The sequence below is a fragment of the Streptomyces sp. NPDC008079 genome, assembly GCF_042957385.1.
In the GTDB taxonomy this organism is placed as follows: Bacteria; Actinomycetota; Actinomycetes; order Streptomycetales; family Streptomycetaceae; genus Actinacidiphila.
In genome coordinates this window covers 60,073-84,615 of record NZ_JBIBIC010000005.1, presented here as the reverse complement: position 1 = coordinate 84,615, position 24,543 = coordinate 60,073, and the positions used below count along the sequence as shown (strand labels likewise).

General features: G+C 73.5%; 20 protein-coding genes, 1 pseudogene and 1 riboswitch. Of the genes and pseudogenes, 15 read left to right on the top strand and 6 right to left on the bottom strand.

What is annotated here, in order from left to right; genetic code table 11:
* Window positions 1–267: 267 nt before the first annotated feature.
* From ACFZAM_RS13900 to ACFZAM_RS13885, 4 genes and pseudogenes are all read left to right on the top strand, one after another.
* Window positions 268–870 (top strand): annotated as a pseudogene (locus tag ACFZAM_RS13900) (RNA polymerase sigma factor); the annotation flags it as partial.
* Between the two features lie 265 nt (window positions 871–1,135).
* Window positions 1,136–2,143, top strand: coding sequence for a hypothetical protein (locus tag ACFZAM_RS13895; RefSeq protein ID WP_391045773.1), 1,008 nt, complete (start codon window positions 1,136–1,138; stop codon window positions 2,141–2,143).
* A gap of 69 nt (window positions 2,144–2,212) precedes the next feature.
* The gene (locus ACFZAM_RS13890) at window positions 2,213–2,719 is read left to right on the top strand and encodes a hypothetical protein (RefSeq protein ID WP_355346790.1); all 507 of its coding nucleotides are present in this window, start codon (window positions 2,213–2,215) and stop codon (window positions 2,717–2,719) included.
* Window positions 2,716–3,756 carry a PfkB family carbohydrate kinase gene (locus ACFZAM_RS13885; RefSeq protein WP_391045770.1) on the top strand — a complete coding sequence of 347 codons (1,041 nt, stop codon included), beginning with the start codon at window positions 2,716–2,718 and terminating at the stop codon, window positions 3,754–3,756. Before ACFZAM_RS13890 ends, ACFZAM_RS13885 begins: the two co-directional genes overlap by 4 nt.
* Before the next feature lie 25 nt (window positions 3,757–3,781).
* On the opposite strand, the gene ACFZAM_RS13880 is transcribed toward ACFZAM_RS13885, so the two are convergent.
* From ACFZAM_RS13880 to ACFZAM_RS13860, 5 genes are all read right to left on the bottom strand, one after another.
* Window positions 3,782–4,591: a DUF6227 family protein gene (locus tag ACFZAM_RS13880; protein ID WP_355346784.1), complete on the bottom strand. Its 810-nt coding sequence runs from the start codon at window positions 4,589–4,591 to the stop codon at window positions 3,782–3,784.
* A gap of 135 nt (window positions 4,592–4,726) precedes the next feature.
* Window positions 4,727–5,437, bottom strand: coding sequence for a ThuA domain-containing protein (locus tag ACFZAM_RS13875; protein WP_355346782.1), 711 nt, complete (start codon window positions 5,435–5,437; stop codon window positions 4,727–4,729).
* Between the two features lie 37 nt (window positions 5,438–5,474).
* A complete protein-coding gene (locus ACFZAM_RS13870; RefSeq protein ID WP_355346779.1) occupies window positions 5,475–5,681 on the bottom strand; it encodes a hypothetical protein in 207 nt (68 codons plus the stop codon).
* Window positions 5,674–6,828: an AraC family transcriptional regulator ligand-binding domain-containing protein gene (locus ACFZAM_RS13865; protein ID WP_391045766.1), complete on the bottom strand. Its 1,155-nt coding sequence runs from the start codon at window positions 6,826–6,828 to the stop codon at window positions 5,674–5,676. Before ACFZAM_RS13865 ends, ACFZAM_RS13870 begins: the two co-directional genes overlap by 8 nt.
* 337 nt (window positions 6,829–7,165) lie before the next feature.
* On the bottom strand, window positions 7,166–7,801 hold the full coding sequence (locus ACFZAM_RS13860) for a TetR family transcriptional regulator (protein WP_391045764.1): 636 nt from the start codon (window positions 7,799–7,801) through the stop codon (window positions 7,166–7,168).
* A 114-nt stretch (window positions 7,802–7,915) separates the two neighbouring features.
* On the opposite strand from ACFZAM_RS13860, the gene ACFZAM_RS13855 reads away from it, so the two are divergent.
* Both ACFZAM_RS13855 and ACFZAM_RS13850 read left to right on the top strand, forming a co-directional pair.
* Window positions 7,916–8,068, top strand: coding sequence for a hypothetical protein (locus ACFZAM_RS13855; RefSeq protein WP_355346770.1), 153 nt, complete (start codon window positions 7,916–7,918; stop codon window positions 8,066–8,068).
* 161 nt (window positions 8,069–8,229) lie between these two features.
* Complete coding sequence (locus ACFZAM_RS13850) at window positions 8,230–8,445, top strand: DUF4190 domain-containing protein (protein ID WP_355346831.1); 216 nt, start codon at window positions 8,230–8,232, stop codon at window positions 8,443–8,445.
* Window positions 8,446–8,552: 107 nt separating this feature from the next.
* On the opposite strand, the gene ACFZAM_RS13845 is transcribed toward ACFZAM_RS13850, so the two are convergent.
* Entirely contained in the window at window positions 8,553–10,013 is a 1,461-nt protein-coding gene (locus tag ACFZAM_RS13845; protein WP_391045762.1) for a glycine hydroxymethyltransferase, read from the bottom strand.
* A 20-nt stretch (window positions 10,014–10,033) separates the two neighbouring features.
* Window positions 10,034–10,128: riboswitch (ZMP/ZTP riboswitch) on the bottom strand.
* Window positions 10,129–10,345: 217 nt separating this feature from the next.
* On the opposite strand from ACFZAM_RS13845, the gene ACFZAM_RS13840 reads away from it, so the two are divergent.
* The 9 genes from ACFZAM_RS13840 (at window position 10,346) to ACFZAM_RS13800 (ending at window position 24,375) form a co-directional block, all read left to right on the top strand.
* Window positions 10,346–11,302 (top strand): 3-hydroxyisobutyryl-CoA hydrolase, encoded by a 957-nt coding sequence (locus tag ACFZAM_RS13840; RefSeq protein WP_391045761.1) that lies wholly within the window; start codon window positions 10,346–10,348, stop codon window positions 11,300–11,302.
* A 117-nt stretch (window positions 11,303–11,419) separates the two neighbouring features.
* On the top strand, window positions 11,420–12,160 hold the full coding sequence (locus ACFZAM_RS13835; RefSeq protein ID WP_391045759.1) for a methyltransferase domain-containing protein: 741 nt from the start codon (window positions 11,420–11,422) through the stop codon (window positions 12,158–12,160).
* A gap of 335 nt (window positions 12,161–12,495) precedes the next feature.
* The gene (locus ACFZAM_RS13830; protein WP_355346758.1) at window positions 12,496–13,512 is read left to right on the top strand and encodes a LacI family DNA-binding transcriptional regulator; all 1,017 of its coding nucleotides are present in this window, start codon (window positions 12,496–12,498) and stop codon (window positions 13,510–13,512) included.
* Between the two features lie 370 nt (window positions 13,513–13,882).
* Window positions 13,883–15,790, top strand: coding sequence for a ricin-type beta-trefoil lectin domain protein (locus ACFZAM_RS13825; protein WP_391045756.1), 1,908 nt, complete (start codon window positions 13,883–13,885; stop codon window positions 15,788–15,790).
* Window positions 15,791–15,915: 125 nt separating this feature from the next.
* The gene (locus ACFZAM_RS13820; RefSeq protein ID WP_391045754.1) at window positions 15,916–19,188 is read left to right on the top strand and encodes an SNF2-related protein; all 3,273 of its coding nucleotides are present in this window, start codon (window positions 15,916–15,918) and stop codon (window positions 19,186–19,188) included.
* A 199-nt stretch (window positions 19,189–19,387) separates the two neighbouring features.
* On the top strand, window positions 19,388–20,077 hold the full coding sequence (locus ACFZAM_RS13815; RefSeq protein ID WP_391045753.1) for a hypothetical protein: 690 nt from the start codon (window positions 19,388–19,390) through the stop codon (window positions 20,075–20,077).
* Between the two features lie 467 nt (window positions 20,078–20,544).
* Window positions 20,545–21,522, top strand: a complete 978-nt coding sequence (locus ACFZAM_RS13810; RefSeq protein ID WP_391045752.1) for a lysylphosphatidylglycerol synthase domain-containing protein — start codon at window positions 20,545–20,547, stop codon at window positions 21,520–21,522.
* A 163-nt stretch (window positions 21,523–21,685) separates the two neighbouring features.
* Complete coding sequence (locus ACFZAM_RS13805) at window positions 21,686–22,969, top strand: RICIN domain-containing protein (RefSeq protein WP_355346746.1); 1,284 nt, start codon at window positions 21,686–21,688, stop codon at window positions 22,967–22,969.
* A gap of 17 nt (window positions 22,970–22,986) precedes the next feature.
* Window positions 22,987–24,375, top strand: a complete 1,389-nt coding sequence (locus ACFZAM_RS13800) for a ricin-type beta-trefoil lectin domain protein (protein ID WP_391045750.1) — start codon at window positions 22,987–22,989, stop codon at window positions 24,373–24,375.
* Window positions 24,376–24,543: the final 168 nt, after the last annotated feature.

Genomic DNA, 24,543 nt, shown 5'->3' with positions numbered 1-24,543 from the left:
CACGTACCGCCCACCGGGAGCGGTCGGCTCGCTGAGCGGAGGCGGTATGCACGGTCCGGCGCGCACACAGTACGGTCCGCCCCCCGGCCGCGCCCGCCGGTTCGCGGGTCCCACGGGCCCGGGCCCGGTACGCCCGCACCCGGAACGACGTACAGCCGAGCCGTCCCGCGCCGGACGGGGTCCGCGGTGACACCTGCCGGGGCCGCGACGCTGTACCAGACGGGACGGCAACCCCGGGGGTCCGGCCGCTCCGGGGGCATGGGCACGATGCGCGGTGCCGCGACGTACGAAGAGGACGCGGTGGTCAGGGCCGGTACGCGACGGCGCGCGGGGACGGACGGCGCGGAACTCGGCCGCGCGGTGACCCGCGCGAGAGCCGGGGACGAGGCCGCGTTCACCGTCGTCTACCGCGAGGTGCAGCCGATGCTGCTCGGCTACCTGCGCGGCCTGGTCGGCGACGACGCCGACGACATCGCCTCCGACACCTGGCACGACATCGTCCGCGACCTGCACGCCTTCCGCGGTGACGGCGCCGCCTTCCGCGGCTGGGCGGCCACCATCGCCAGGCACCGCGCCCTCGACCACGTACGCCGGCTCAAGTCCCGCCCCCGCACCACCGTCCTCGACCCCGCCGCGGCCGAGCCGGTCCCCGTGCCCGACTCCGCGGGCACCGCCCTCGACAATCTGTCCACCGCCCGCGCGCTCGCCCTGATCGCCGCGCTCCCGCGCGACCAGGCCGAGGCCGTCCTGCTCCGCGTCGTGATCGGCCTGAGCGCACCCGCGGCGGCCGACGTCCTCGGCAAACGCCCCGGCGCCGTACGCACCGCCGCCTACCGCGGCCTGCGCCGCCTCGCCCAACAGCTGGGCGCCGGAGCCCGCGAGCCGCGCGGACGCGCGGTGGCGCCCGCGGAATCCGGCGGGGAGGTCGGCACTACGGACGCGGACGTCACGGACCCGGCCGGTACGGGCGCCGGAGGTAAGGACATCGCGCGTGGTGAAACCGCGCGCACGGACATCGCGTGTACGGACTCGGGCGGGCCGGCGGTCGTCGGACGCCGACGGGTCGCGGGCGCGGACGGGCCGGGGCGCGGCGGCGCCGACGAGGTGGTGGGTGACGATGCCGGGGAGGCGTGAGATGGACGACGGACGTGACGTGGGCACCTGGCCGGACCCGGTGACCGCCGAACGGCTGCTGAGCGTCGTCACCAAGGGCGAGTGCCCCGCCGAACCCGGCACCCTCCACGAGGTCGCCGACGCCCGGTTCTTCACACTGCTGCGGCTGCTGACGGCCGCGTCCGGGGACACCGAGGTCGACCCCGAGCGCGAACAGGCCGCGCTGGCCGCCTTCCGGGCCGCGCGCCGTACCGGCGGCGCCGACGAGGGACGGCGGCTGGTGGTGTCGGGGCGGTCCGCGAAGGCGCTGGCCGGGGGACTCGTCGCGGTCTTCGCGGTGAGCGGGGTGGCCGTGGCAGCCGGGACCGGCGTGCTGCCCGGACCCTTCCGCGGCGGCGCCTTCCACGCGGGTCCCCTCGCCGCCGGTGGCGCCGGCGGGACCGCCGACGGACCGGGCGCCGCCGTACCGCGCACGACCTCCCCGCCCGCGCCCGGCACCGACGCGCCCCGCGGCGCCTCGCCGTCCCCCACCGGGGACGACGGGGGACACCGGCACGGCGACCCGCGCGCCCCGCACCACCCCGGCCCGTACAAGCCGTCGGACAGGAACCACCAGGCCGTGCTCAAGGCGCTGTGCCGCGGCTATACGCAGGCCACCCGGCACGGCGGGCACGCCGATCCGTGGCTGGTCGCCCGGCTCCAGGGGGAGGCGGGCCGCAAGGAGCGGATCGCCGACTACTGCCGCCGGGTGCTCGCGCACGGGCAGTCCGCCCCGGCCGCCACGACCGACCCCGTCGGCACCGACGGCTACACCTGGCCCACCGGGGGCGCGCCGACAGGGCCGGGCACGTCCGCGCCGCCGTCGCCGGGCGCCACGGCCCCCGGCCAGGACTCCGGCTCGGGCTCGGGGTCGAATTCCGGCTCGGAGCAGGGCTCCGGCGCGGGGTCGAATTCCGGCTCGGACGACTCCTCCGGGCAGGGAAAGAGTGACGAGAACGCGACACACGACCACGGGACGACCGTGAGGTGACCTCCGGAGCGACGATCCGGCACAGTGGACGCCATGCTTACCGGGGTTCCCTCGCCGCACGATCCTCACGTGCGTCACATGCGCCAGATGTTCCTCGCGGTCGTCACCGGAAGCTTCATCTTCCTCATCCCCTGGATCGGCTACCTGCTGGCGAGCCTCCCGAGCCACCGGGTGGTCAGCCAGTGGCGCTTCGCGTGGGTCGGCTTCGACTGCGCGCTGATCCTCGCGATCGGCGTCACCGCGCTGTGCGCCTGGCGGCGGCTCCAGATCTTCATCCCGTGGGCGATCGTCACCGGCACCCTGCTGATCTGCGACGCCTGGTTCGACGTCGTCCTCGACTGGAACAGCGACGACAGGGTGGGCTCGCTGCTCACCGCCGGCCTCGCCGAACTGCCCATGGCCGCGTTGCTGTTGTACGTCGCCCGGAAGATGATCAGACTGACGATCATCATCGCCTGGCAGCGGGCGGGCCGCACCGACCCGGTGCCGCCGCTGTCCCGGCTGTCGCTGCTGATACTGACCGCGCACCAGGACCACGCCGCGCGCCGCGGTGACCACGAGGGAGACCGCCGATGACCACCGCACCGCGGGGCCGCGACGCGACGGACGCCGAGGTACGGGTCGCGGACGCGCCCGGTTCCGAAAGCGCCGGTTCAGAAAGCCCCGGTTCCGCGAGCCCCGACTACGACGTCCTCGTGGTCGGCGGCACCGGCGTGGACACCATCGTGCGGGTCGACGACTTCGCCATCCCCGACAGCGACTCGGTCGGCGTCCCGCCGATCCGCGACTATGTCGCGCACACCGGCAACGGCGTCGCCCTCGGCTTCCACGCGCTCGGCCTGACCACCAAATTCATCGACTTCCTCGGCGACGACGCGCAGGGCCGGATGATCCTGGAGCGGTACGCGTCCGCCGGGCTCGACTTCAGCCATCTGCCCGCGCCCGCGGGCACCCCGCGCAGCGTCAACCTGGTCGACCGCGAAGGGCGGCGCTTCTCCTTCTACGACGGCCGCCACCCGGACGGCCTGCGGCTGCCGAGCGCCTTCTACCTGCCCCACCTGGAACGCGCCCGCCATGTGCACATCTCCCGATCGCCCCTGGCCCAGGACGTGTTCGCCGACGCCGCCCGGCTGGGCCGCACCGTCTCCACCGACCTGCACGCCTGGGACGGCGAGGACGCCTCCGCCCACCCGTGGGCGTACGGCGCGGATCTCGTCTTCTTCAGCGCCGCCTCGGTGGGCGACGGGATCGGCGCGGTGATGCTGCGGATCGTCGAGCGGGGCAGGGCCTCGCTGGTCGTCGCCACCGACGGCGCCGCGGGCTGCCACGTCCTGGCCCGCGGCGACGACCGGCCGCGGCACTTCCCCGCCGTCACCCCCGAACGCCCGGTCGTGGACAGCAACGGAGCCGGTGACGCCTTCCTCACCGCCTTCCTGCACGCCCGGTTCGCCGGGCGCGACCTGGCGGAGTGCGTGCTCGCCGGTTCCGTCTCCGGCGCCTACGCCTGCGGGAGCCACGGCACCCACGAGGAGATCATCGGCGCCGCCGACCTCGCCGCGGCCGTCGCCCGCGCGCGTGCCGCGGCCAACGGCGCGGTGGGGGCCGTCCTTTAGCCCGTGCCCGTACGGATCGACGTCCTCAGGCCGCCTCGATCCGCCGTACCGCCGTGTCCAGGGCCGCGTCCTGCGACGCGTAGACCTCGCACACCGGGTCGCCGCTCGGTGTGCGGGTGTGGTCGATCTCCCACAGGCTCACCTCGGTGCCGTCCAGCAGCAGGAACGCGTGCTCGTACAGCGACCACGACACATGGCGGCCCCGGATCAGGGCGCTGCGGCGGGTGACGATGCTGATGTCGTGCGCGATCGCGGCGCGCAGCCTGCCGCGGACGTCCTGGCCGGGCGCGTTGGCGTTGGTCGCGCGGCGCAGCAGCCGCCAGGCGTGCTCGGCGGAGTCGCCCTCGGTGTACGCGCGACGGAAGGCGTCGGGGGTGTCGGCGAGCAGCCCGGTCGCGGTCGCGGGCAACGTGTCCTCGTACGGCGACGCGGGCGCGTCGGGGGCGAGGTCGCGCGGTCCCGGGGAGCCGCCGAAGACCGCGTCGACCTCCCACTCGGCGAGCGTCAGGTCCTCGCGTTCGGTGAAGACGGCGCGGTGCACGGCGCCGTCGTCCGGCCCCGCGTTGTGTTCGAGCTCCCACACCACGCGGACGGCGCCGTCCGGCAGCAGGAAGCTGTGCCGGAAGGTGCGCCGGTTCAGCTTGCGCGGCGGGCCCTTGGTGTGACGGCACGACTGGAGGCCGCAGTAGTGCATCAGCGCGGTGCGCACCTCCGCGGCCAGGACGGGTTCCACCCGTTCCCCGTTCTCCGCACGGCGGAGTAACTGGTCGAACTGCTCCGCCGGCCGGCCGCCCGACCGTACGGGCTCCGTTCCGTTCTTAGGCTCTGCGTCCATCCGGCCCTCCCGGCTCCGCCTCGCCAACCCCGCGGCGACTCAGGGTAGTAGCGCGGTAGCCGATTGCGCCCGCGAACGCGCAGATTTGCGGCGCATGGTTGGCCCCCGCGCGCCCTCCGGTTGCGTGATCCGCCGTCAGTTCCCGTCGCCGGACGGGCCTTTCGCGGCGCACCACAGGAGCGCGCCGCGCAGGTGGGCGCGGAAGTCCGGGTCGGCGTAGGCCGTCGCGTCGTGGCCCAGCGCCGTGTAGAACGACCGGCCCGCACCCAGGCGACGGCACCACACCAGCGGATGGTCGGCGCCCATCGTGCCGCCGGTGTAGCCCCGCTCGTCCACCGAGGCCAGCACGCGTACGCCCGCGTCCGCGCCGGTGGCCCGGCCGGCATCGCGGGGATTGGCGCGGAAGTTGTACCACTCGTCGGTCCACGTCCAGCGCTCCGGCAGGTGCGCGGTCGCCGGGTGCGTACGGTCCTCGACGGTCATCTCGGCCCGCTGGATCTCCGGGTGCCCGTCGAAGCGGGCGCCGACCAGCTCTTCATAGTACGGCCAGTGCTCCTCCGCGCAGGCGGCGGCGTGGACGCCGAGGAAACCGCCGCCGTCCGTGACGTAGGCCCGCAGGTGACGGCGGGTCAGGTCGTCGAGGACGTCACCGGTGGGGGAGAGGAAGACGACGGCCGCGCAGCCGTCGAGCACGGCTGCCCCCAACTCCGCGCTGTCCTCGGTGTGGTGGACGCGCAGTCCGTGGTCCGCCGCGATCTCGGTGAGGGCGGCGGCCCCGGCCGGTATGGAGTCGTGCCGGTACCCGGCGGTGGCGCTGAAGACGAGGACGCGGTCGGATCCGGGCATGCGGGCGGCTCTCTGCGGGCTGGGGCGGGCTGCGGGGTCAGTCGGAGGGGGAGTCGTGGTCGGTGCGGTCGGGGTGCTCGCGGGCCTGGCCCGGCCCGACGCCGTCACCCGTCGGGAACGGCGTACCGCAGCGGGCGCAGGCGCGGGCCGTCATGTCCTCGCGGAAGGCGCCGCATTCGTCGCAGACGCGGTTCAGCCAGCAGACGGGGTCGCCGCCCTCGGTGTGCTCACCGGACTCACGCACGTCGTCCCCACTCCCTGTCGCGTTCCGTTTCCCTGTCCTGGCCCACCTGTTCCGCCTGGTCCGCCCGGTCCGCCCGATCCGTATGCTGCCCGGTCTCGCGCTCGCGCGCGTCCCAGCGGTTCATCGCGCGGCGCAGCGACCGGGATTCGGCGAAACCGAGGCGGGCCGCGCGCTGGGCGGAGCCGCCGCCCGCGTGCCGGGGATCGGCGGACCGTTCACGGCGTACGGCGTCGAGTTCGGCGCGCCAGGTGGTGCCCGACTCGCCGAGACGGCGCTGGAGGGTGCGCGGGCTGACCGCGAGCCGCCGCGCCGCTTCGGCCAACGAGGGTCGTCCCTCGGGCAGTTGGGTGATGATCGCCTCGCGCAGACCGGGCACGGCGACGCCCTCGGTGTCCGCCCGGGGAACCCGTACGGTCCGCGCGGTACGCATCATGATCGCGGCGAGCGCCGGGTCCGCGGTGACCAACGGGCGTTCCAGATCGGCGCGGTGCAGCGTGATCGCGTCCGCCTCGGCGTCGAAGTCCACCGGCGCGTCGCCGAACGCCTCCCCGTAGCCGCCGTGTCCGCGTGGCCGCCGGTGGGTGAAGGAGACCCGCAGCGGGGTGAGGGCCGTCCCGGTGGCGTGGCGCAGTTGCGAGGTGACCACCGACAGGGCGAACTCCGCGACGACGCCCCGCAGTTCGTCGTCACCGCGCCGCACCGCGTACTCCACGCTCACCTCGTCGCCCGACTCCGTGCTGGTCAGCACCGAATTGCTGCTCACCAGATGGATGTACGAGGCGGCCCTGGCCAGGCCCTCGCCGACGGTGGGCGCGGTGCTCAACAGGTAGTCGAAGAGGTCGAGCAGTCCCGGCCGGTAGCCCGCGGCGGCCAGCAGCCCGGCGTCCGGCCGCTCCGTGCGGGCCAGCACCGCGCCCCAGAGGCGGTAGGTGTTCGCGGACGGCGTCCGCGCGGTCTCCGGCCCGTGCAGGACGTTCGGCAGTCCCGCCGCCCGTACGAGCTGCCGCGCCTGCGCGAGGCTCGGGGTGGCCGCAGTGGCGATGAAGCGCGGCACGACGACGCACTCCGTCAGCCGGTCGGGCTCCGTCAGCCGGTCGGGGGCGGCGGGCCCTGCCGGGCCGACGGGCGGTGTCGCGGTGGGGGGCATGACCGGCTCCTCGGGCAGTCGGCTCGTCGGGTCGGGTCGGGTCGGGAGGTGTGCGTGGTGCGTGGTGCGTGGCGCATGGTTCATGCGAAGGGGTTCCGGCAGCTTACGCGGCATGTGGCGTGTTGGGTCCGGTGCGTGGCGCGTTATGCCCTCCCTTGGCACCTCCTGTCCGGGACATGATCGGGGGCACCGGTGCCCCTGGGCATCGTGGGTGTCCCGTGTCGGGGGAGGCGCGGGGACAACGGGGGACGGCCGGTGCGGATGGGTCTCCATTCGCACCGGCGGCACCCCTTTTTGTGGCCCGGACCGGCTCGTCCCGCGCTCCCGGACCGGCTCGCTACGCCTCCGGGTCGAGCCAGTGGGCGCGGCCGATGCTGATGACGCGCATGCGCATCCGGGCGGCGTGGATGATGCGGTCGCGCGCCGCCGGGTCGTCCGCGGGGGCCTCCAGGAAGGCCGCGGCCGTCATCACCATGTGGTCGACGTACAGCTCGGCCAGTACGCGGAGGTCGTCGGCCGGCCAGCCCGCGGAGACGGGCTGCGCGGCGAGTCCCGCGGCCACCTCGTCGGCGAAACCGTTCAGCTCCGCGGCGATGGCCTCGCGGACCCGCGCCACGCCGCCGTGCCGCTCGCGGGCGACGAAGCGGACATGCGCGCGGTGCTCCGCCACGTACGCCGCGGTGAGCGCCACCGTCCGGTCGATGAGTTCCGCGGAATCGGCGCCCTCGGCCAGCACCGCCCGGATCACGGTGTGCAGGCTGCCCAGCGACTCGGCGACCAGGGCGACGCCGAGGTCGGCCATGTCGGGGAAGTGCCGGTAGAAGGCGGCGGGGGAGACGCCGATCTCCCGGGTCAGCTCGCGCAGGCCCAGGCTGCTGAGGTTCTGGTGCTCCAGCAGCCGCAGGCCCGCGTCCAGCAGCGCCTGCCGGGTCTGCTGCTTCTGTGCCTGGCGGACCCCCGGAGTGTGACTCATGTCATTCAGTAAACAACCGTTCTCCGACTTTGGCCAGCGCGGCCCGGCGCTACACTGATGAAGTCAGTGAACAAGTGTTATCTGAAACGTCAACTCCCCGGAAGTGGAGCAGACATGAGCCTCGTCGTCCTCCTGCTCGGCATGGGCGTCCTGATGGGCGCCGCCGCCCACACCACGCTGCCGGTCTTCCTCGTCGCCGCGGGCGCCATCGCCGTCTGGCTGTTCGGCTTCGCGGTCCGCGAGGGCATCGCCCGGCACCGCGGCTGAACCCACGCCGACGCGCACCCCGCACTCCGCGTGCGGCACGGGCCCCTACCGGCCCGACACCCCGGCCCACCACGACAGTTCCCGGAAGGAACACCGTGAACACCGCAGCCCACCCGGTCGCGACCGGCACACCGGCCGCGAACACCCGTGACGCCGACGGCATGGCCGTCGCGTCCTTCCTGCTCGGCCTCCCCGGCCTGCTCGTCCTCAACCTCGTGCTCGGCCCGGTCGCCATCGTGCTGGCCCTGGTCGCGATCAGCCGCGGCACCCAGCGCCGCGGGCGCGCGCTGCTCGGCTTCGCCCTCGGCGTCGCCGACCTGCTGGTCGTCCTGGCGCTGACGATCGCCCACCACGGCGTGATCTGGCAGTTCAGCTAGGGACTGCCGATCCGCCGATCCGCCGAACAGAGCGGGCCCTCCCGCAAGGGAAGGGCCCGCTCGGCGTTCGGTGAGTCCGGTCCAGGACCCGGTTCGGGTCGCGGGCGCTAGCCCAGGTCGATGCCCGGGTAGAGGGGGAAGCCCGCGAGCAGGTCGGCGGCGCGCTTGGCGACCTGCTCCGCCACCGCCGCGTCCAGCACGTGCTTCGCCTTCGACAGGCCGCCGCTCTTCGCGGGCGCGGCCGTCGTACCGGACAGCACCGTGTCGATCAGGCCCGCGATCTCGTCCATCTCGACCGCGCCGAGCCCGCGCGTGGTGAGCGCCGGGGTGCCGATCCGGATGCCGGAGGTGTACCAGGCGCCGTTCGGGTCCTGCGGCACCGAATTGCGGTTGGTGACGATGCCCGCGTCCAGCAGCGCGGCCTCGGCCTGGCGGCCGGTCAGCCCGTAGCCGGAGACGTCGATCAGCACGAGGTGGTTGTCGGTGCCGCCCGTCACCAGCTTCGCGCCGCGGGTCAGCAGCCCCTCGGCGAGGGAGCGCGCGTTGTCGACGACGGCCTGCGCGTAGTCGGCGAACTCCGGCCGCGCCGCCTCCGCGAGCGCCACGGCCTTCGCCGCCATGACGTGCGGCAGCGGGCCGCCCAGCACCATCGGGCAGCCGCGGTCGACGTGCTCGGCCAGCGAGTCGTCGCACAGCACCATGCCGCCGCGCGGGCCGCGCAGCGACTTGTGCGTGGTCGTCGTGACGATGCTCGCGTGCGGCACCGGGTCGAAGTCGCCGGTCAGTACCTTGCCCGCGACCAGACCGGCGAAGTGCGCCATGTCCACCATGAGCGTCGCGCCGACCTCGTCCGCGATCTCCCGCATGAGACGGAAGTTCACCAGCCGGGGGTACGCCGAGTAGCCCGCCACGATGATCATCGGACGGAATTCGCGGGCGGTGGCCCGTACCGCGTCGTAGTCCAGCAGACCGGTCGCCGGGTCGGTGCCGTAACTGCGCTGGTCGAACATCTTGCCCGAGATGTTCGGGCGGAAGCCGTGGGTCAGGTGGCCGCCCGCGTCCAGGGACATGCCGAGCATCCGCTGGTTGCCGAATTCGCGGCGCAGTTCCGCCCAGTCCCCCTCCGACAGGTCGTTGACCTGCCTGACGCCCGCCTTGGCCAGCGCCGGGCTCTCGACCCGCTGCGACAGCACCGCCCAGAAGGCCACCAGATTCGCGTCGATGCCCGAGTGCGGCTGTACGTAGGCGTGGTCGGCGCCGAACACGGTCCGCGCGTGCTCGGCGGCCAGCGACTCGGCGGTGTCCACATTGCGGCAGCCCGCGTAGAAACGGCGGCCGACGGTCCCCTCGGCGTACTTGTCGCTGAACCAGTTGCCCATCGCCAGCAGCACGGCGGGCGACGCGTAGTTCTCGCTGGCGATCAGCTTCAGCATCTCGCGCTGGTCCGTCAGCTCGTTCGCGATGGCGTCCGCGACGCGCGGTTCGACCCCGCGGATCACGTCCAGCGCGCTGCGGAAGGCGGTTGAAGCGGTTGAGGCGGTGCTGGCAGACGGCTCGGAAGCGGCCATGGGAGTCCTCCTGATCGGAACGGGACGGCCCAGGCGCACGGCACTTCATCGCTTCCAGCGCGGGCCGCTTCCCGATGGTTGAACCCATCCCAGCGCGCCAGTCACGGCCCGTCGCCGAGCGTACCAAGTCCCTCGGGGGCGCGTACCGCGCGTCGGCCTGGTGAGACGGTTCCGCACACCCCTGCCCGCCCGCGTCACCGCCCGCCGGTGCCGGGGCCGCTCGCGCGGGGCGTCGAGAGGCGTCTGTTTGGATGGGGGCGAGGCTCCGGTGGCGGGGTCCGGAAGCCGTGGGGAGCAGCATGGATGCCGTCGGATCGCCCGTGAGGACCCGTGTGAGCGAAGGGGGCACGGGGGTGATCGAGCTGGACCGTCCGGGGGCGCTGAACGCGCTGGACCTGACGATGGTCCGGCTGATGACGCAGGCGCTGGAGGGGTGGCGCGACGACGCGGCCGTACGGTCGGTCGTGGTGCGCAGCACGTCGCCCAAGGCGTTCTGCTCGGGCGGTGACATCAGGGCCGTACGGGCGGCGGCGCTCGCCGGGGACGAGACGGCGGTGAAGACGTACTTCACGGCCGAGTACGGGCTCAACGCGATGATCGCGCGGTACCCGAAGCCGTACACGGCGCTGATCGACGGTTACGCGATGGGCGGCGGCCTCGGCATCTCGGTGCACGGGTCGGCGCGGGTCGTGACCGAGCGGGCGGCGCTCGCCATGCCGGAGACGGGGATCGGCTTCTTCCCCGACATCGGCGCCAGCTACTTCCTGCCCCGGTTGCCGGGCGCGGTCGGCTGGTATCTCGGGCTGACCGGTGTGCGGGTGTCGGGCGCGGCGGCCGTGGCGTGCGGTCTCGCCACGCATTACGTGCCCGCCGCCGAACTGCCCGCGCTGGAGGCGGCGCTGATCGGCGACGACGGCACGGACCTGGCAGGGGCGCCGTTGGCGCGGTACGTCGGCGCGCCGCCGTCGGAGCTGACGGACCACCTCGCCGCGATCGAACGCTGCTTCGCGGCCCCCGACCTCGGCGAGGTGTGGGCGCGGCTGGTGGCGGAGGACGAGGACCGCGCGTGGGCGGACGACACGCTGGAGGCGCTGCGCCGTGCGTCGCCCGCGAGCCTGGCGATCACCTTCGACCTGCTGGCGCGCGGCGCCCGCGCGGAGCTTGAGGAGTGCCTGGCGGACGAGCTGGCATGGGCGTGCGCGACGGCGTTCACCCCCGACTTCGCGGAGGGCGTGCGCGCGGCGCTGGTCGACAAGGACCGCAAGCCGACCTGGTCAGCGACCCTGTAGCTCATTATGTGAGATGCGGGTGTCATGATGTGGACGACGGGCGTAGCGTGACCGCTGAACTCGCCGTGCCGCGGCGGGAGCTGACGGCCCGAGGGCCGGGGAACGGAGTGCCGCGCCATGCCGAGGGAATGGGACGCCAAGACGTACGACTCGCTGCCCCTGCCGCACCTCGGCTGGGGACGGCGCACGCTCGGGCGGCTGCCGCTGGCCGGTGACGAGCGGGTGCTCGACGCGGGTTGCGGCACCGGCCGCGACACGGCGGGCCTGCTCGACCTCCTGCCGCGCGGCCGGGTGGTGGCCGTGGACGGCTCCGTCCGCATGCTGGAACAGCTCCGCGAACGCCTCGCCGGACGGCTGGACCGCGTCGAGGTCGTCCACGCCGACCTGACGCGACCGCTGCCGTTCGACGGCGAGGTGGACGCCGTCTTCAGCGTCGCCGCCTTCCACTGGATCGCCGACCACGCGGCGCTCTTCACCTCGCTCGCCGGACGGCTGCGCCCCGGCGGCCGACTGGTCAGCGAATGCGGCGGCAGGGGCAACATCGCGGCCGTCAACGCGGCCGTGGCCGACGTCCTGGGCGGCGCGCCCGACGTCTGGGACTTCGCCGGGGTCGAGGACACCCGGCGGCAGCTCGCCGACGCCGGGTTCACCGGCATCGAGGTCGGCCTCCGGCCGGACCCGGCCCGCTTCGAGCCCGGCGACCAACTGGAGTCCTACCTCGCCACCGTCGTCCTCGGCGCCCACCTCGACGGCATGGCCGACGACGACCGTGAGCCCTTCGTCAAGGCCGTCGCCGCCCGGCTCGCCGAACCGGTCGTGGACTACGTACGCCTGGAGATCGCGGCGACACGGGCGTGAGGGGCGGGGCCCGGCCGGGAGGGGCCGCGCACGGGCCCTGTACGCCTGTTCCGCGCATGTCTCCCGGCGGCCCGCCTGCCCCGGAGCCGGCGCCCCGCCACCCCCCGGGCGGTACGGGACGCGGTCCGGTCGGGGGGAGCCGTGACGGGGCCGGAGCGGCGCTCGCGCGCAGGGCGCTCGAAGTCGCTGAACCGGTTGAGCGGAGCAGCCTCATAGGGCACCATGGGAGTCCGTCACACAGGGTGCGGCGACGTTTCAGCGTTGTTAAGGTGTGTGCCGATCGCATCCGAGCACGGCCCGCGCGGGCCCTGGCACCTTGAGGCCGAGTGAGCCCTGTGAAGCGTCCCACCATCGCCGACATCGCCGACGCCGCGGGCGTGTCCAAGGGCGCGGTCTCGTACGCGCTGAACGGCAAGGCCGGGGTGTCGGCGCAGACCAGGGCCCGGATTCTGGAGATCGCCGCGCGGATGGGCTGGCATCCGAGCAGCGCCGCCCGCGCGCTGTCCAACAGCCGCAGCGGCGCGATCGGACTTGTCGTGGACCGGCCCGCGTGGGTGCTGGGCATCGAGCCGTTCTTCATGCAGCTCATCTCCGGCGTCGAGGCCGGTCTCGCCGCCACCGGCACGGCGCTGCTGCTCCAGGTCACCGAGGACGCGGACGCCGAGGAGGCCGCGTACCGCCGCTGGTGGGGGGAGCGGCGGGTGGACGGCGTGCTCCTGGTCGACCTGCGCGACGACGACCACCGGCTGGGCCTGCTCAGGGAGTTGGAGCTGCCGGGCGTGGTGGTCGGCCACGCGGCGGGCGTCCCCGGCGTCCCGTCGGTGTGGCTCAACGACGCAGAGGCCGTACGGGAGACGCTGGCGTATCTGGCCGCGATGGGGCACCGGAGGATCGCCCGCGTCGCGGGGCCCGCGCATTTCGTGCACACCCGCGAGCGCGGCGAGGCGTTCGACGCGGCGGCGGCCGAACTGGGCCTGACCGGCGTGAGCTGTGTGTACACCGACTACTCCGGCGAGGACGGCGCCCGCGCCACCCGCCGCCTGCTGTCCGGCGCCGACCGGCCGACCGCGATCGTGTACGACAACGACGTGATGGCGGTCGCCGCGCTGAGCGTGACGCAGGAGATGGGCATCCCGGTCCCGGCCGAACTGTCCCTGGTGGCCTGGGACGACAGCGAGCTGTGCCGTCTGGTGCACCCGGCGCTCACCGCCGTCAGCCGGCGCGTGCCCGCGTACGGCGAGCGGGCCGCCGCCGCGCTGCTCGCGCTGGTCGACGGCCAGGAAGTGGCCGACATCCTGCTGGAGGCGCCGGTCCTGGTGCCGCGCGGAAGCACGGCGCCCGCTCGGCGCTGAGGCCGCCCGCTGGGCGCCGAGGCCGCTCGCTGAGGCGGCCCGCTGAGGCTGAGCCCGCTCCCTGAGGCTGAGCCCGCCGGGGGAAAGAGGTACGTCCCCGGAGCCCGCTCCCGCGCGCCGCCGCGCTTCTTCCCGCGGTCTGGACCAATGCCGCAGGTCACACCGGCCGCCCGCACGCAATCACCGCTGTTTCATTCTGTTACAGCGATTCAGCCCATGTTCAATCCCTTGACGCCTATAGGGTGCGCGAGTTAAATCACGTCGCGATATAAGTCGTGAAACAAGTGATGAAACAAGTGGGCGCCCCACGACTGCCCATTTCGTCATGTCAGGGCCATGCCATCTCAGCCGTAGAAAGGCAACCGGACCCATGAGCGCAGCAACCCGCCCCCACGCGGGCAGACGCCGCTTGCGGCGCACACTCGTCGGGATGCTCGCCGCCGCCGCGGCGGCCGTCACCCCCATGCTGGCCGTTCCGGCCACCGCGCACGCCGCGGGCGAGAGCGTGCAGGTCTATCTGACCACCACCTCCGACTCCGGCGGACGCAACGTCGTCAAGGGCCTCGAACAGCAGACGCCGCTCACCTTCGCGACCGGCACCGGCGGCTCGGGACAGAACGTCACCGTCGACGAGAAGACCACCTACCAGCAGTTCAGCGGCGGCGGCGCCTCGTTCACCGACACCGCGGCCTGGCTGATGAACTCCAGCGGCGCGCTGTCCGCCTCGACCCGCAACACCGTGATGCAGAAGCTGTTCGACCCGGTCAACGGGATCGGCCTCGGCTTCCTGCGCAATCCGATGGGCGCCTCCGACCTGGCCCGCGGCAACTACACGTACGACGACATGCCCGCGGGGCAGACCGACCCGACGCTCGCGCACTTCAGCATCGCCCACGACCTGGCCGACGTCGTGCCGCTCACCAAGCAGGCGCGTCAGCTCAACCCCAACGTCAAGGTGATGGGCACCCCCTGGACCCCGCCGCCGTGGATGAAGGACAACGGCGCCTACAGCCAGGGCTGGTTGCAGTCGCAGTACTACGCCGCGTACGCGCAGTACTTCGTCAAGTACCTCCAGGCGTACCAGGCGCAGGGTGTGCCGATCGACTACGTCACCGTGCAGAACGAGCCCACCTGTTGCGGCGGTTACCCGTCGGCGCAGTGGAACGGCGCGGGGCTGGCGTACTTCACCAAGACCAATCTGCTGCCCGCGCTGCACGCGGCCGGACTGTCCACCAAGGTCCTCGCGCTGGACTGGAACTGGGACACGTACGACAGCTACGCCGCCCCCACCGTCACCGACGCGGCCATCCGCAACGACCCCAACTTCGGCGGTCTGGCCTGGCACGGATACGGCGGTGACGTCAGCGAGCAGACCACCGTCCACAACCAGTACCCGAATCTGCCCGCCTTCGACACCGAGCACTCCGGTGGCACCTGGATCGCCAACCAGCAGAAGGAGGACATGCACAATCTGATCGACTACACCCGCAACTGGGGCCAGAGCTGGGTCAAATGGAGCCTGGCGGTCGACCAGAACATGGGTCCGCACAACGGCGGCTGCGGCACCTGCACCGGCCTGATCACCGTGCACAACGGCGACAGCCGCAGCGGGCAGGTGGACTACACGATCGAGTACTACACGATGGGCCACCTCACGAAATTCGTGAAGCCCGGCGCGTACCGGATCGCCTCCACCGCCAACACCAGCGTGCCGAACGTCGCCTGGCGCAACCCCGACGGGTCCAAGGCGCTCATCGCCTACAACGACACGTCGTCCGCGCAGACGATCCGGGCCAACTGGGGCAACGAGAACTTCTCCTACTCGCTGCCCGCCGGCGCCTCGGCCACCTTCACCTGGAACGGCACCCAGGGCACGGGCAGCGGCGGCACCGGCCACACCGGCGCGATCACCGGCTACGGCGGCAAGTGCGCCGACGCCGCCAACGCCAGCAGCGCCAACGGCACCGCCGTGCAGCTCTACGACTGCAACGGCACCACCGCCCAGCAGTGGACCGCCTCCGGCACCACCTTCCAGGTGCTCGGCAAGTGCCTCGACCTGGCCAGCGGCGGCACCGCCAACGGCACCCAGGCGCAGCTCTACGACTGCAACGGCTCCGGCGCCCAGCAGTGGACGCACGGCGCCAACAACACCCTGGTCAACCCGCAGTCGGGCAGATGCCTCGACGCCACGGGACCCAGCTCGGCCAACGGCACCCGGCTCCAGATCTGGGACTGCACCGGGGCCGCCAACCAGCAGTGGACCACGCCCGCCGCGTGACCCCTGCCACCACGGGCGGCCCCGGTGGCGCCCCGGTGATGTCCTGACCTCGACGTAGGCTGTCGGCAGCCACCATTCCCGCTGATCAACCGCCGATCAGCCGTCGCCGACGGAAGGCAGCCGCCGTGTTCGCTCTGCACGCCCAGTGGCGAGCGGACCGGCGGCTCGCCTTGTGGACGGAACACACACCGCCGCGCACGGCGGGCGGCACGAGCCCGCCCGCCGCCGGCGACGCACGGGCGGCGGAGCCCGCCGCTGGTAGTCGTCCCAGGACGGCGACGGGCCGGGACGCGGACGGGGAGACTCCGGCGGGCGCGCCCGCCACGCACCCCTTCGCCGTGCCCGCCGCCGAGGTCGTACGGCTGCTCTCGACGGGCGGCCCAGGACTGGGCTGGCTCGCGGGCCGCGCCGCGCGCGGGACCGCGGGCCTCGTGCTGCCCACCACCGCCGGGCGGCCCCGGCCGTCGCCCGAACTGCGGACCCCGGCCGCTCCCGGCGACGGTCGCGGCGCGCTCGCGCCCTGGACCGTACCGGCCGTCCTGTTCACCCCCGGCCAGGCCGCCCAGCTCCTCGGCGAGCTGTCGCACGCCGACCTGCCCGAGCTGCCCTACGGCGCCTCCGTGCGGTGGCTGGTCGCCGCCCACGACGTGGCGTGGCGGCTGGTCGGCCGGGGCAGGCTGCTGCCCGAACTCGTCCGCGAGGACGGCGTCCCGCACGCCCGGTGGCGCCCGGCGCCCGACGCCGCGGGCCACCAGGAGCTGGCCCGGCTGACCGCGGCCGTCCCGCCGACGCTGACCCTGGGCGCGGCCGACGGCGTACGGTCGGCGGCCGGGCTCGTCACGGACGTCATGGCCGTGCTGGTGGACAGCGAGGCGCGGGCGGCGCTGGAGGACGCGGGGCCGCTGGTGAAGGGCGGGAAGGCGGCCGGAGCGGCCGAGGCGTGGGCGGCGGCGCTCGGCGCGGCGGACGGCCGGATGCGCGCGGCCGACCCGGTCGAGACGGCCCGGCTGGGGGAGCGGCTGGCCGCCTGGCACGCGTCGGCCGCCGCGGACGACCAGCCGCTGCGGCTCTGCTTCCGGCTGACGGAACCGCGCGGCGGCGACCTCGGCGCGGGCCCGGGCGACGGGGCGGAGGACGACGGCTGGAGTCTCGACTTCCTCGTCCAGGCCGTCGACGAGCCGTCGCTCACCGTCGAGGCCGCCGAGGTGTGGACGCGCGGCCCCGCGCAGGCCGCGCTGACGCGGTACGCCGACGACCCGCCGCAGACGGTGCTCGCCGCGCTGACCCGCGCCGCCCGCACGTATCAGGCGCTGCGCACCGCGCTGGCCGGTGAGCGCCCCTCCGGGCTGCGGCTCGACCGGGCCGGGGCGCTGGCCTTTCTGCGGGAGGCGGCCCCGGCGCTGACGGAGGCGGGCTTCGGGGTGCTGGTCCCGTCGTGGTGGCAGCGCAAGCCCGCGCTGGGCATGGCGCTGACCGTACGGGAGCCGCAGCCCGGCACCGTCGAGACGTCGAGCATCGCCGACCGGGACGCGATCGTGGCCTTCCGCTGGCGGGTGGCCCTCGGCGACCAGGCGCTGACCGACAAGGAACTCACCGCGCTCGCCGCCGCCCGGCAGCCGCTGGTACGCCTGCGCGGCCAGTGGACCGAGGTCGACCCGGAGCGGATCGCCGCCGTGCTGGCCTTCCTGGAACGCGCGGGCAGCGGCACCATGACCACGGGACAGGCCCTGCGGATCGCCCTCGACCCGACGGCGGCCGAGGCGGGGCTGCCCGTCACCGTGGTCACCGCCGACGACCCCGCGGACCGGCTCAGCGGCCTCGGCGCACTGCTGCGCGGCAGCGCGGAGCACCGCCCGGAACCGGTCGCCGTACCCGCCGACTTCACCGCGACCCTGCGTCCGTACCAGCAACGCGGCCTGGACTGGCTCGCGTTCCTGTCCCGGCTCGGCCTCGGCGCCGTGCTCGCCGACGACATGGGCCTGGGCAAGACCGCCCAGACCCTCGCGCTGCTCGCCGTGGAACGCGAGCGGGAGGGTGACCCGGACCGGCGCGACCCGGATTGGCGTGACCCGGACCGGCGCGACCAGAGCGCGTACGGCCCGACGCTCGTCGTCTGCCCGATGTCGCTGGTCGGCAACTGGCGGCGCGAGACCGCCGCCTTCGCACCCAAGCTGCGGGTGTACGTGCACCACGGCGCGGGGCGGCTGACCGGTACGGAACTGGCCGCGGCGGTAAGAGGCGCCGACCTGGTGATCACCACTTACGGGCTGGTGCAGCGCGACCACGAGGCGCTGGCCGCCGTCACCTGGCGGCGGCTGGTCGTGGACGAGGCGCAGAGCGTCAAGAACAGCGCCACGCACCAGTACCGGGCGCTGCGCGCCCTGCCCGCCCGGCACCGGATCGCCCTCACCGGCACCCCCGTCGAGAACCGCCTCGCCGAACTGCACGCGCTGCTCGACCTGGTGAACCCCGGCCTGTTCGGCACGGCGGGCGCCTTCAAGGAGCGGTACGCGATCCCCGTCGAGCGCGACGGCGACGCGGCCGTGGCGGCCGAACTGCGCCGCCGCACCGGGCCGTTCGTGCTGCGGCGGCTCAAGTCCGATCCGGCCATCGCCCGCGAACTGCCCGCGAAGCAGCACATCAAGGTGGTGTGCAATCTGACCGCGGAGCAGGCCGCGCTCTACCGCGCGGTCGTCGCCGACATGCTCGCGCGCATGGACGAGACCCGCGGACTGCGCCGCCGCGCCCACGTACTGGCCGCCCTCGGCAAGCTGAAGCAGGTCTGCAACCACCCCGCCCACTTCCTCGGCGACGGCTCGTCTCTGGACGGCCGTTCCGGCAAACTCGCCCGTCTGGAGGAAACGTTGGAGACCGCGCTCGCCGCGGGCGACAAGACGCTGTGCTTCACCCAATACGCGGCCTTCGGCGCCCTGTTGCGCCCGCATCTGGCCAGGCGGCTCGGCACCGAGGTGCTGTTCCTGCACGGCGGCGACCCGGCGCGGGCCCGCGAGGACATGGTGGCCCGCTTCCAGGAGACGGACGGCCCCGCCGTCTTCCTGCTCTCCCTCAAGGCGGGCGGCACCGGCCTCAACCTCACCGCGGCCAGCCAGGTCGTGCACATCGACCGCTGGTGGAATCCGGCCGTCGAGGACCAGGCCACCGACCGCGCCTTCCGGATCGGCCAGCCCCGCGACGTCCAGGTGCGCACCTTCGTCTGCGCGGGCACCGTCGAGGAGCGCGTCGACGCGATGATCGAAGCCAAGCGCACCCTCGCGGACGCCGCCGTCGGCGCTGTCGGCGCGGGCGACACCGCGGCAGCGAACTGGCTCGCGGAGCTGACCACGGCCGAACTGCGCGACGCCCTGCGGCTGTCGGAGGAAGAGGCGGTGAGCGAGTGACACGTCTCGGCGGTCGGTGCGGGCCCGGCGGCCCGGCGGACGCCGTGGGCCCCGGTGGGTGTACGGGCGCGGCGGGGACCCGTAGCGGCGGTGGGCGAGCGACGCGCTTCGGCGGTCGGTGCGAGTGCGGCGGCCCGGCGGACGCCGTGGGCCCTGGTGGGTGTACGGGCGCGGCGGGGACCGTAGCGGGGGTGAGCGGATGACCGGGGCCGGAAACGGCGGCCGTACGTGGGCCGCACGGCTGGACGCCCGGCTCGCGGGGCTCGGGTACGCGCGCGGCCCGGCGTCGGGGCGCGTCACCGGACTCGCGGTGGAGCCGGGGCTGGTCACCGCCCGGGTACGGGACGGCGCGCCGACGCCGTGGACGGTGCGGATCGAACTGCCTGTGCTGACCGACGCCGAGTGGCGACGGGCCGAGCGGGCCCTCGTCGCCGACTCCGACGCGCGTGAGCAACTCCTGGACGGCGAGCTGCCGCCGGACGCCGACGCCCTCTTCGCCAGGGCCGGGCTGCCGCTGCTCCCGGCCGGGGACGGCGAGCCGGTCCTGGAGTGCGACTGCCCGGACTGGGCGCTGCCCTGCGCCCACCTCACCGCCGTACTCGCCGCGCTCGGCGCCGCCATCGACGACGAACCGTTCCTGCTCACCACCTGGCGCGGCCGGGACCGCCGCGCCGTCCTGGACGCCGTACGCAACGGCCCCCCGCCCGTACCCCTGGACGACGGCCCGGCCCCGGACGACGGCTTCTGGGACTGCGGCGACCTCCCCGACCGCCGCCCCGCCGCCCCGGCACCGGCCGTCGCCGAACTGGGCCGTCCTGCGGTCAGCGTCCGCGGCCGGACCCTCACCGACACCCTCGCGCCCGCCTACGAGGCGTTCCTGACCTGGTGACCGCGCCCCTGTGGGCGCTCCGGTGGCCGGTCGGAGCCGACCCGCTGAGCGCGCGCCCCGGCGACCGGTCCGACGACCGCCGCGGCGCCATGGCGGGAACCCGCCGGTGACCTCGGCTTCCGCGCCGTCCGCCGCGCCCATGCGCGGCACTCTCCGGAGCTAATCCCGCGGCGGTGGAGAGTCACCCGACCGGGGACATGGCGACAGTCACGGTCTGCGCGCCGTTCACCGTACGCGGGCAGACTCCAGGCGTGGCCGGACCCCCAAGGCAGCCGGGAAAAGGGGCCCTTGACGGACCCTCGCCGTCGCGGCGCGCGGGTCCGACGATTGACCCGGGTGGCCCTGTGCCGGTACGACGCCGCCCCGGAAGGCACCTAGTCTGGACAAACCGTCCCACTTCCCGCACTGCTACGCGCACCGTCCCCCGGCGGCCCCGGCCGTCGTACCGCATGCGACGAGGAGTCACCGTGTCCATCGCCCGTGACGAGGGTGCGCTCTGGCAGCGCAATTCGGTGCGGTCCGCCGCCATGCTGCTGCCGGTGGCCGCGGTCGCGGCGCTCGCCGTCAGCAAGTGGCCGATGATCGGCGACAGCGCCGGGCGGCTGGGCCAGGCGGACGCCGAGTGGATGGCCGTCGCGGTCTTCGCCGCGTGCATGACGTGGGTCTGCTCGGCCGTCGCCCAGCAGGGCGCGGTCGTCATGTCGCTGCCGCCCGGCCGGCTGCTGGCCGCGCAGTTCGCGGCCTCGGCGGCCAACCACGTCCTGCCCGCGGGCGTCGGCGGCAACGCCGTCAATCTGCGCTTCCTGGTGCGGCACGGCATGACGCCGACACGGTCGCTCGCGGCGCTCGCCGTCCGCGCCTCGGCCGCCGCCATCGGCCGGGTGACGCTGCTGCTCGTCCTGCTCGCGCTCTTCCCCGACGCCCTGCAAGTGCACCGGCTGGCCCCCGACGGATTCGTGCTGCCCGCCGACCCCATGGTGATCGGCGCGGTCGCGCTGGTGCTGGTCGTGCTGGCGTTCGTGGCCTCGCGGTACGCGGGCCGCGCGCGCGACCGGGCCCGCTGCTTCCTGGCGTCGGTGGCCGACGACGTACGGACCCTGCACCGCGACCGGGCGCGCGTGGCGTGCCTGTGGGGCGGCTCGCTGGCCTTCCCCGCCATGCACGCGTCGGTGGTCGTCGCCGTGGTCAAGGCGGTCCACGCCCCGGTGCCGGTCAGCGGCATCCTGGTGGCGTACTTCTTCGCGAGCACCGCGGCGGGCTGGCTGCCGACCCCGGCGGGGCTCGGCTCGCTGGACGCGGCGCTCGCCCTCGCGCTGGTCACGGCCGGGGCCTCCGCCGTCGCCGCGACCTCCGCCGTGCTCGGCTATCGCCTGGTCACCACCTGGCTGCCGCTCATCCCCGGCGTCGTCGTGCTCGCCTTGCTCGTCAAGCGCCGCGAACTTTAAGGTACGTACCTTTGCCGGAAGCCTTGACTCCCCTCAGTCCCGCCATTTAAATCACGTCCTGAACTAAGACGTAAGGGAAGTCTCCCAGGGTGCCCCGCACCTCACTGTCTGTCAGGAGCATGCCCAAAACCGTTTTCTGACGACCCGACCGAGGAGTCCGGCAATGTCGGCATCACCCCCCACCCGACGCATACGCCCCCTCGCGCTGCTGGCCGCCGCAGGACTGCTGCTGTGCGGCTGGCTGCAACAGACCGCGTCCCCGCAAGCCACCGCGAGCAGGCTCGACACCGCCTCGGTGGCGGCCACCGCCACCTTCACCGACGACTTCAACGGCCCCGCGGGAAGCGCGGTCGACAGCTCCAAGTGGGGCTACGAGACCGGTGACAACGTCAACAACCACGAGCGCCAGTACTACACCAGCGGTACCCACAACGCGGCGCTCGACGGCCAGGGCAACCTCGTCATCACCGCCCGCAAGGAGAATCCGGCCAACTACCAGTGCTGGTACGGGTCCTGCCAGTACACCTCCGCGCGGCTGTCCACCCCGCAGAAGTTCACCCAGACGTACGGCCACTTCGAGACCCGGATGAAGCTGCCGCGCGGCCAGGGCATGTGGCCCGCCTTCTGGATGCTCGGCAACGACATCGGCTCGGTCGGCTGGCCCAACAGCGGCGAGATCGACATCATGGAGAACGTCGGCTTCGAGCCCGGCAGCGTGCACGGCACCATCCACGGCCCCGGCTACTCCGGTTCGGCCGGCATCGGCGCCGGATACACCCTCCCCGGCGGACAGAGCTTCTCCGACGCCTTCCACACCTTCGCCATCGACTGGGCGCCGAACTCCATCAAGTGGTCCGTGGACGGCAACGTCTACCAGACCCGTACGTCCGCCGACCTCGGCGGCAACCGCTGGGTGTTCGACCACCCCTTCTACCTGCTGCTCAACCTCGCGGTCGGCGGCTACTGGCCCGGCGACCCCAACTCCAGCACCACCTTCCCGCAGCAGCTCGTCGTGGACTACGTGCACGTCACCACCAGCGACAGCTCGGGACCGGGCACCGGCACGGGACACGCCATCACCGGCCTCGGCGGCAAGTGCGTCGACGTGGCCTCGGGCAGCAGCGCCAACGGCGCCGCCGTGCAGCTCTACGACTGCAACGGCTCGGCCGCGCAGTCCTGGACGGTCGGCTCCGACGGCACCATCCGCGCCCTCGGCAAGTGCATGGACATCACCGCGGCCGGGACCGCCAACGGCACACCGATCCAGCTCTACGACTGCAACGGCACCAACGCGCAGAAGTGGACCGTGAGCGCCGCCCACGACATCGTCAACCCGGCCTCCAACAGATGCCTGGACGCCTCCGGCAACAGCTCCGCCAACGGCACCCGGCTCCAGATCTGGGACTGCGCGGGCACCGCCAACCAGAAGTGGACCGTGACCGGCTGATGAGAGGGATCCGGCAGATGCGAAAGACCACCACGCTCCTGGCCACCGCCGCGCTCGCCGCGGGAGCCCTGACCGCCCTCGGGATCAGCCAGGCGTCCGGCGCCGACGCCACCGGGGCCGTCACCGGCTACGGCGGCAAGTGCGTCGACGTGGCCTCGGGCAGCAACGCCAACGGCGCCGCCGTGCAGCTCTACGACTGCAACGGCAGCGCCGCCCAGGCGTGGACCGTCTCCTCCGACGGCACCCTGCGCGCCCTCGGCAAGTGCATGGACGTGACCGCCGCGGGCACCGCCAACGGCACACCGATCCAGCTCTACGACTGCAACGGCACCAACGCGCAGAAGTGGACGTCGAGCAACGGCACGCTGGTCAACGCCGGTTCAGGCCGCTGTCTGGACGCGACGGGCCCCAGCTCCGCCAACGGCACCCGGCTCCAGATCTGGGACTGCGCGGGCTCCGCCAACCAGAAGTGGACGCTGCCCACCGGCGGCGGCACCCCGCCGACCACCCCGCCGCCGTCCGGCGGCACCGGCGTCCAGGCCGTCGCGCCGTACCTCTACAACGGCTGGGGCAACCCGCCGGACCCGACGACGATCATGAACGCGACCGGCGTCAAGTGGTTCACGCTCGCCTTCGTGCTCAGCAACGGCACCTGCAACCCGCAGTGGGACGGCGGCCGGGCGTTGACCGGCGGCGTCGACCAGAACACCATCAACAAGATCAGGGCGGCGGGCGGCGACGTCGTCCCGTCCTTCGGCGGCTACAGCGGCAACAAGCTGGAAGAGTCCTGCACCAGCGCGAGTGCGCTCGCGGGCGCCTACCAGAAGGTCATCAACGCCTACGGCCTCAAGGCCATCGACATCGACATCGAGGCCAGCGCCTACAGCAACGGCACCGTCCAGCAGCGCACGGTCGACGCGCTCAAGACCATCAAGGCCAACAATCCCGGCATCGTCGAGTACGTCACCATCGGCACCGGGCAGAGCGGCCCCGACACCGGCCTGATCAACAAGGCCGCCGCCTCCGGGCTGACCGTCGACAGTTGGACGATCATGCCGTTCGACTTCGGCGGCGCGGGCCAGAACATGGGCAACCTCACCACGAAGGCCACCGACGGCCTGAAGAACGCTCTCAAGAACGCGTACGGCTACACCGACGACCAGGCGTACCGGCACAGCGGCATCTCGTCGATGAACGGCATCACCGACAACAGCGAGACCGTCACCGTCGCCGACTTCCGCACGATCCTCGCCTACGCCCAGCAGCATCACCTGGCCCGGCTGACCTTCTGGTCCGCCAACCGGGACCGGCCCTGCCCCGGCGGCTACCCGAACGACGACACCTGCTCCGGCGTCTCCCAGCAGGCGTGGGACTTCACCCGCACCTTCGCGCAGTACGGCGGGTGACACCGCCCGAGTGACCCGGGTGGCACCCCCGCCGCGACGGCGGGGGCGCCACCCCCGATGGCTCTCCGCTCCCCGGCCGTGTAGGCATGGTTCCCGCGATGCACCATGCGACGGCCGGGGAGCGGAGGCATGTTCCGATGACAGATCCGATGCCGCACACGGACGGCC

Coding starts and splice junctions, on each gene's coding strand:
- ACFZAM_RS13880 (WP_355346784.1), bottom strand. CDS start 4,591: ATGGACGCAGAGCCTAAGAACGGAACGGAGCCCGTACGGTCGGGCGGC.
- ACFZAM_RS13825 (WP_391045756.1), top strand. CDS start 13,883: ATGAGCGCAGCAACCCGCCCCCACGCGGGCAGACGCCGCTTGCGGCGC.
- ACFZAM_RS13805 (WP_355346746.1), top strand. CDS start 21,686: ATGTCGGCATCACCCCCCACCCGACGCATACGCCCCCTCGCGCTGCTG.
- ACFZAM_RS13800 (WP_391045750.1), top strand. CDS start 22,987: ATGCGAAAGACCACCACGCTCCTGGCCACCGCCGCGCTCGCCGCGGGA.
- ACFZAM_RS13850 (WP_355346831.1), top strand. CDS start 8,230: ATGGCCGTCGCGTCCTTCCTGCTCGGCCTCCCCGGCCTGCTCGTCCTC.
- ACFZAM_RS13855 (WP_355346770.1), top strand. CDS start 7,916: ATGAGCCTCGTCGTCCTCCTGCTCGGCATGGGCGTCCTGATGGGCGCC.
- ACFZAM_RS13835 (WP_391045759.1), top strand. CDS start 11,420: ATGCCGAGGGAATGGGACGCCAAGACGTACGACTCGCTGCCCCTGCCG.
- ACFZAM_RS13895 (WP_391045773.1), top strand. CDS start 1,136: ATGGACGACGGACGTGACGTGGGCACCTGGCCGGACCCGGTGACCGCC.
- ACFZAM_RS13815 (WP_391045753.1), top strand. CDS start 19,388: ATGACCGGGGCCGGAAACGGCGGCCGTACGTGGGCCGCACGGCTGGAC.
- ACFZAM_RS13860 (WP_391045764.1), bottom strand. CDS start 7,801: ATGAGTCACACTCCGGGGGTCCGCCAGGCACAGAAGCAGCAGACCCGG.
- ACFZAM_RS13875 (WP_355346782.1), bottom strand. CDS start 5,437: ATGCCCGGATCCGACCGCGTCCTCGTCTTCAGCGCCACCGCCGGGTAC.
- ACFZAM_RS13865 (WP_391045766.1), bottom strand. CDS start 6,828: ATGCCCCCCACCGCGACACCGCCCGTCGGCCCGGCAGGGCCCGCCGCC.
- ACFZAM_RS13845 (WP_391045762.1), bottom strand. CDS start 10,013: ATGGCCGCTTCCGAGCCGTCTGCCAGCACCGCCTCAACCGCTTCAACC.
- ACFZAM_RS13885 (WP_391045770.1), top strand. CDS start 2,716: ATGACCACCGCACCGCGGGGCCGCGACGCGACGGACGCCGAGGTACGG.